The following is a 6,000-nucleotide window of genomic DNA, read 5'->3' as shown; positions in this document are numbered from 1 at the left end:
CTGAGCCGGCAGCGGGCGAGGGCGGCGGACCCGGGGACCGGGGGGACGCGCCGGCCGGGGCGGCCGGGCCGCACGGGCCGCAGCGACCGCCACATGGCGTGGAAGCTCGCGCTCACGCGTCGTCGCCCTCGCGCATCGGGACGCGGACGCCCTTCTCGTCCGCGACGCGCTCCGCGATGTCGTAACCCGCGTCGACGTGGCGGATGACGCCCATGCCCGGGTCGTTCGTCAGGACGCGGCGGATCTTCTCGCCGGCGAGCTTCGTGCCCTCCGCGACGGAGACCTGGCCCGCGTGGATGGAGCGGCCCATGCCGACGCCGCCGCCGTGGTGGATGGAGACCCAGGACGCGCCGGAGGCGACGTTCACCATGGCGTTCAGGAGCGGCCAGTCCGCGATCGCGTCGGAGCCGTCGAGCATGGCCTCGGTCTCGCGGTACGGGGAGGCCACCGAGCCGCAGTCGAGGTGGTCGCGGCCGATCGCGAGGGGCGCGGCGAGGGTGCCGTTGCCGACCATGTCGTTGAACATGTCGCCCGCCTTGTCGCGCTCGCCCTGGCCGAGCCAGCAGATGCGGGCGGGCAGGCCCTGGAAGTGGACGCGCTCGCCGGCCATCTTGATCCAGCGGTGGAGGGACTCGTTCTCCGGGAAGAGCTCCAGGATCGCCTTGTCCGTCTTGTGGATGTCCGACGCCTCGCCGGAGAGGGCGGCCCAGCGGAACGGGCCCTTGCCCTCGCAGAACAGCGGGCGGATGTACGCCGGTACGAAGCCGGGGAAGGCGAACGCGCGGTCGTAGCCGGCCAGCTGGGCCTCGCCGCGGATGGAGTTGCCGTAGTCGAAGACCTCGGCGCCGGCGTCCATGAAGCCGACCATGGCCTCGACGTGCTTCGCCATCGACTCGCGGGCGCGGGTGGTGAAGCCGGCCGGGTCCTTGCCCGCGTACGTCGCCATGTCGTCGAAGTCGACGCCCACCGGGAGGTAGGAGAGCGGGTCGTGGGCCGAGGTCTGGTCGGTCACGATGTCGATCGGGGCGCCCTCGGCGAGCATCTGCGGCAGCAGCTCCGCCGCGTTGCCGAGCAGGCCGATGGAGAGCGGCCGGCGGGCGTCGCGCGCCTCGACGGCCAGCTGGAGCGCGTGGGCCAGGTTGTCGGCCTTCACGTCGAGGTAGCGGTGCGCGATGCGGCGCTCGATGGCGCGCGGGTCGACGTCGATACAGATCGCGACGCCGTCGTTCATCGTCACGGCGAGCGGCTGGGCGCCGCCCATGCCGCCGAGGCCGGCGGTGAGGGTGATCGTGCCGGCCAGGGTGCCGTTGAACTTCTTCGCGGCGACGGCGGCGAAGGTCTCGTAGGTGCCCTGGAGGATGCCCTGGGTGCCGATGTAGATCCACGAGCCGGCCGTCATCTGGCCGTACATGGTCAGGCCCAGCTGCTCCAGGCGCCGGAACTCCTCCCAGTTCGCCCAGTCGCCGACCAGGTTGGAGTTGGCGATGAGGACGCGCGGGGCCCACTCGTGGGTCTGCATGACGCCGACCGGGCGGCCGGACTGGACGAGCATCGTCTCGTCCTGCTTGAGGGTGCGCAGCGTGCGCACCATCGCGTCGAAGGAGCGCCAGTCGCGCGCGGCCTTGCCGGTGCCGCCGTAGACGACGAGCTTGTCGGGGTGCTCGGCGACCTCGGGGTCCAGGTTGTTCTGCAGCATCCGGAGGGCGGCCTCCTGCTGCCATCCCAGGGTGCTCAGTTCCGTACCGCGCGGGGCCCGTACGGGGCGGGGTCCTGACATGGGGCAGCCTCCTCCGATGTGAATCAGTTATTCACATCCTGGACTGCTGAATACTTGTAGTCAACAGCTGCGGCGCCACCCGTCCCGGTGGTCCCATGGACACATGGCTTCCCACCGTCGCGATCAGGCCGTCCGAGCCGCCGTCGAACAAGGCCTCCTCTCCCCCGCCGAACCCGTCGCCGCCCTTCTCGACACCGCCGGCGTCCGCGCCTCGGCCGCCGCCCTCGTCTCCGCCTTCGCCGCCGTCACCGACGCGCCCGTCCTGCACGCCTTCGCCGTGAAGGCGTGCCCGCTCGTCCCCGTCCTGCGCCTGCTGTACGACTGCGGGCTCGGGGCCGAGGTCGCGAGCCCCGGCGAGCTGGCGCTCGCCCGCGCGGCCGGCGTCCCGCCCTCCCGTACGGTGCTCGACTCGCCCGCCAAGACGCCCGCCGAGCTGCGCCAGGCCCTGGCGCTCGGGATCGCCGTCAACGCCGACAACCTCCAGGAACTGGCCAGGATCGACGCGCTCATCGCCTCCGCGCCGACCTCGAGCCCGCTCGGGCTGCGGATCAACCCGCAGATCGGGGCGGGCCTGATCGGCGCGCTCTCCACCGCGACCGCCACCTCCAAGTTCGGGGTCGCCCTGCGCGACGTGGGCGCCCGGGAGGCCGTGGTCCAGGCGTATCTCGACCGGCCCTGGATGCGCCGCGTGCACACGCACACCGGCTCGCAGGGGGTTCCGCTCGCCTTGATGGCCGAGGGGGTCGCGGCGGCCTACGACCTGGCCGAGGAGATCAACGCCAAGGCGGGACGGCAGCAGATCGACACCGTCGACATCGGCGGCGGACTGCCGGTGAACTTCGCCTCCGACGAGGAGACGCCGACCTACGCGGAGTACGCCGAGCTGCTCGCCGCGACCGCCCCCGGCCTGCTCGACGGGCGCTACGGGCTCGTCACCGAGTTCGGGCGCTCGCTGCTCGCCAAGCACGGCACGGTCCTGGCCCGCGTCGAGTACACCAAGACCTCGGGCGGCCGCCCCATCGCCGTCACCCACGCGGGGGTCCAGCTGGCCACCCGTACCGTCTACGACCCCGCCTCATGGCCGCTGCGGATCCTCGCGTACGACTCCGAGGGCAGGCCCGGCGGCGGGGAGGAGACCGTCCAGGACGTGGCCGGACCCGCCTGCTTCGCCGGCGATCTGCTGGCCACCGCCCGCCCGCTGCCCCTGCTGCGGCCGGACGACATCGTCGCGGTGCCGGACACCGGCGCGTACTACTTCGCCCACCACTACGCGTACAACAGCCTGCCCCGGCCCGCCGTGCACGGCTTCACCGTCACTGACGACGAGGGGACGGTGTCGTTCGCGACCGTGCGCGCGGCGCAGACGCTCGACGAGATCGTCGCCGAGGCGGGCGGGGACCGGACGGACGCCCTGCTGCCGTAGCACTGCGGGCGCATGTCCGGACCCGGTGGTTCGATGGATCCATGGCTACCAAGAGCGTCGTCGTCGAACGCCGGATCGCGGCCTCTCCCGGGCCCGTCTGGGAGGCGCTGACGGACCTGAAGGACATGGAGCGGGTCCTGAGCGGGGTGGAGCGGGTCGAGGTGCTGACGGAGGGCGCCTTCGGCGTGGGCACCCGCTGGCGCGAGACCCGGCGGATGATGGGCAAAGAGGCCACGGAGGAGATGACCGTGACCGAGGCCGAGCCGCCGGACCGCTATGTGACGGTGGCCGACTCGCACGGAATGCACTACGTCTCGGAGATCGCGCTGCGGCCGGACGGGACGGGTGCGACGACGGTACGGATGACGTTCTCGGCGAGCCCGGCCGAGGGCAGCCGCATGGGGTTCCTCGCCAAGCTGCTGAGCGGCCTCGGCGCCAAGGCGGTGAGCCGGGCGCTCGCGAAGGACCTGGACGACGTGGCGGCGTCGGTGGAGCGCCGCCACTGACGCCCGTCCGCCATGGACGCTCGCCCGGCACAGTCCGTATCCGGAGGGCCCGCACCGGGCGACGAGACTGTTCGGTCGTGCCCTGTCAGGCTGCTGGGGAGGTCACTGCGTCTGCCTGCGGGTCCGCTTCACTTCCTGATCGACGGCCCAGGCGTCGGCGACCGGGCCGAGGTGGCCGAGCTTGTCGGGGTTGATGACCGAGCGGATGGTCTGGATCTGCCCGTCGAGCACGTCGAGGGCGAGGATGTGGAGGACCTTGCCGTCGCGGTCGCGGAAGAGCGCGCCCGGCTGGCCGTTGACCTCGTGCGGTTCGAACGTGATGTCGACCCGCGCCATCAGCGGGTAGACGGTGGCGAGCAGCCTGGCCACGTTCTCGGCGCCGGCGACCGCCCTGGCCAGCTGCGGGGCCTTGCCACCACCGTCCCCGACGAGCTGGACATCGGCCGACAGCAGACTCTGCAGCCCGTCCACGTCTCCCTGCGCCAGAGCCTCGAAGAACCGCCTCGCCAGCTCCTGCCGCTCCTGGCGGTCCGCTTCGAACCGGGGCCGTCCCTCGTTCATGTGCCGGCGTGCCCGTACGAGCAGCTGCCGGCACGCCGCCTCTGAGCGTCCCACCGCCGCGGCGATCTCGTCGAAGCCGAAGGCGAAGACCTCCCGCAGCACGAACACCGACCGCTCCAGCGGGCTGAGCCGCTCCAGGAGCAGCAGCGCTGCCATCGACACCGAGTCGGCCAGCTCCGCCGCGCGGGCCGGGTCCTCGTACGGATCGTCCAGCAGCGGCTCGGGCAGCCACGGTCCGACGTACTCCTCCCGCCGCACCCTGGCGGAGCGCAGCACGTCGATGGCGATCCGGGTCACCGTGGCCGACAGGAACGCCTTGACCGACTCCGGCCGGGTGGTCGAGGCGTCGTAGCGGAGCCAGGTCTCCTGCACCGCGTCCTCCGCCTCGCCCACGCTGCCCAGGATCCGGTACGCGATCGAGAACAGCAGCGGCCGCAGCTCCTCGAACTCCTCGACCTTGCTCACGCCGACTCCCCCTTGCGGTCCGAGTGCCCGGCCGGACCCGCCGACGAGGCATCCTTCGAAGATCATCCGATGTGTGAGCGGAGCGGACAACGTTCGCGCCGCGACCGACCTGACGGCCTTGATCATGGCGTCCCGGCCCCGGCAGGCCTGACCCGGGCCAGCGTGCGGTGGCGGATCAGTGGAACTGGCCGACCTGGTAATCGCCGGCCGGCTGCTGGGTGATGATGTTCAGCCGGTTCACCGCGTTCATGAACGAGACCAGCAGCACGAGGGCCGCGAGCTGATCCTCGTCATAGTGCTGGGCGGCGCGCTCCCACACCTCGTCGCCGACCCCGGTGGCCGCGTCCGCGACCCGGGTCCCCTGCTCCGCCAACGCGAGCGCGGCGCGTTCGGCCTCGGTGAAGACCGTTGCTTCCCGCCAGGCCGCGATCAGGTTCAGCCGCACCGGACTCTCGCCGGCCGCGGCCGCTTCCTTGGTGTGCATGTCGATGCAGACTGCGCAGCCGTTGATCTGGCTCACGCGCAGCGCCACCAACTCCTGCGTCGTGGCCGGCAGCGGCAATTGCTTCAGCTCCCGGCCGGCCGACATGAAGTACTTGAGGGCCTTGCCGGCGGTCGGGTTGGCGAAGTAGTTCAATCGCGCGTCCATCATGTGCTCCTCCACGTTCGTCGATGCCTTCACTCCCCGAGACGAGGTGGCCGTCACTCCTGTGACATGGCGCGGTGTGACCCATGTCTCTCCGCTGTCCGGGTCCGGGCATGTCACAGGCCGAATCGCTGCCACGTCTCGGGTGCGGAAGTCCTCGATCAGGGAGTTGATGATGAACATCGCGCTGTGGATCACCGCCGGAGTGCTCGCCGCTGTCTGCCTCGTGGGCAGCTCCAAGATGTTCGTGCCGCAGGAGAAACTGGCCGCGATGGGCTCCTCCGCGCAGTGGGTCCTGGAGTTCAGCCCCGGCGCTCTCAAGGCCATCGGCGCCGTCGAGCTGCTGGCTGCGGTCGGCCTGATTCTGCCCGCGGGGCTCGACATCGCGCCGGTGCTGGTGCCGCTGGCCGCCACCGGACTCGTTCTGCTGTTCGCCTGCGCGGTCACCATGCGTCTGCGCCGTGGCGAGAAGGCCACGATCGCCGGCGACCTGATCTACCTCACCCTGGCCGCCTTCGTCGCATGGGGCCGTTTCGGTCCCATGCCCTTCACCGGCTGACCGTAACGGGCGAGCGCGGCCAAGGTCGTCCTGCGCGTACGCGAGAGGGACCGAGTCGGCCAG

Annotated in this window: 6 protein-coding genes; 3 read left to right on the top strand and 3 right to left on the bottom strand. The window is 71.5% G+C overall.

The window, feature by feature from the left end; translation table 11 throughout:
* Positions 1-112: 112 nt before the first annotated feature.
* Positions 113-1,777 (bottom strand): urocanate hydratase, encoded by a 1,665-nt coding sequence (gene hutU / locus ACFVZW_RS22085; protein ID WP_384523754.1) that lies wholly within the window; start codon positions 1,775-1,777, stop codon positions 113-115.
* 103 nt (positions 1,778-1,880) lie between these two features.
* Here hutU and ACFVZW_RS22080 point away from each other — a divergent pair, with 103 nt between their 5' ends.
* Together ACFVZW_RS22080 and ACFVZW_RS22075 are read left to right on the top strand one after the other, a co-directional pair.
* Entirely contained in the window at positions 1,881-3,200 is a 1,320-nt protein-coding gene (locus ACFVZW_RS22080) for a diaminopimelate decarboxylase (RefSeq protein WP_384523752.1), read from the top strand.
* Positions 3,201-3,241: 41 nt separating this feature from the next.
* A complete protein-coding gene (locus ACFVZW_RS22075; RefSeq protein ID WP_384523750.1) occupies positions 3,242-3,706 on the top strand; it encodes an SRPBCC family protein in 465 nt (154 codons plus the stop codon).
* A gap of 102 nt (positions 3,707-3,808) precedes the next feature.
* On the opposite strand, the gene ACFVZW_RS22070 is transcribed toward ACFVZW_RS22075, so the two are convergent.
* Entirely contained in the window at positions 3,809-4,732 is a 924-nt protein-coding gene (locus ACFVZW_RS22070) for an RNA polymerase sigma-70 factor (RefSeq protein ID WP_384523748.1), read from the bottom strand.
* Positions 4,733-4,907: 175 nt separating this feature from the next.
* Positions 4,908-5,381, bottom strand: a complete 474-nt coding sequence (locus tag ACFVZW_RS22065; RefSeq protein WP_384523799.1) for a carboxymuconolactone decarboxylase family protein — start codon at positions 5,379-5,381, stop codon at positions 4,908-4,910.
* Between the two features lie 172 nt (positions 5,382-5,553).
* Between ACFVZW_RS22065 and ACFVZW_RS22060 the strand changes: the two genes are divergently transcribed.
* On the top strand, positions 5,554-5,937 hold the full coding sequence (locus ACFVZW_RS22060) for a DoxX family protein (protein ID WP_384523746.1): 384 nt from the start codon (positions 5,554-5,556) through the stop codon (positions 5,935-5,937).
* The last annotated feature ends 63 nt before the right edge of the window (positions 5,938-6,000 follow it).

This window comes from Streptomyces sp. NPDC059567, assembly GCF_042735655.1.
GTDB lineage: Bacteria > Actinomycetota > Actinomycetes > Streptomycetales > Streptomycetaceae > Streptomyces.
The sequence above is the reverse complement of the archived record's forward strand: the minus strand, read 5'-3'. Positions and strand labels throughout refer to the sequence as shown.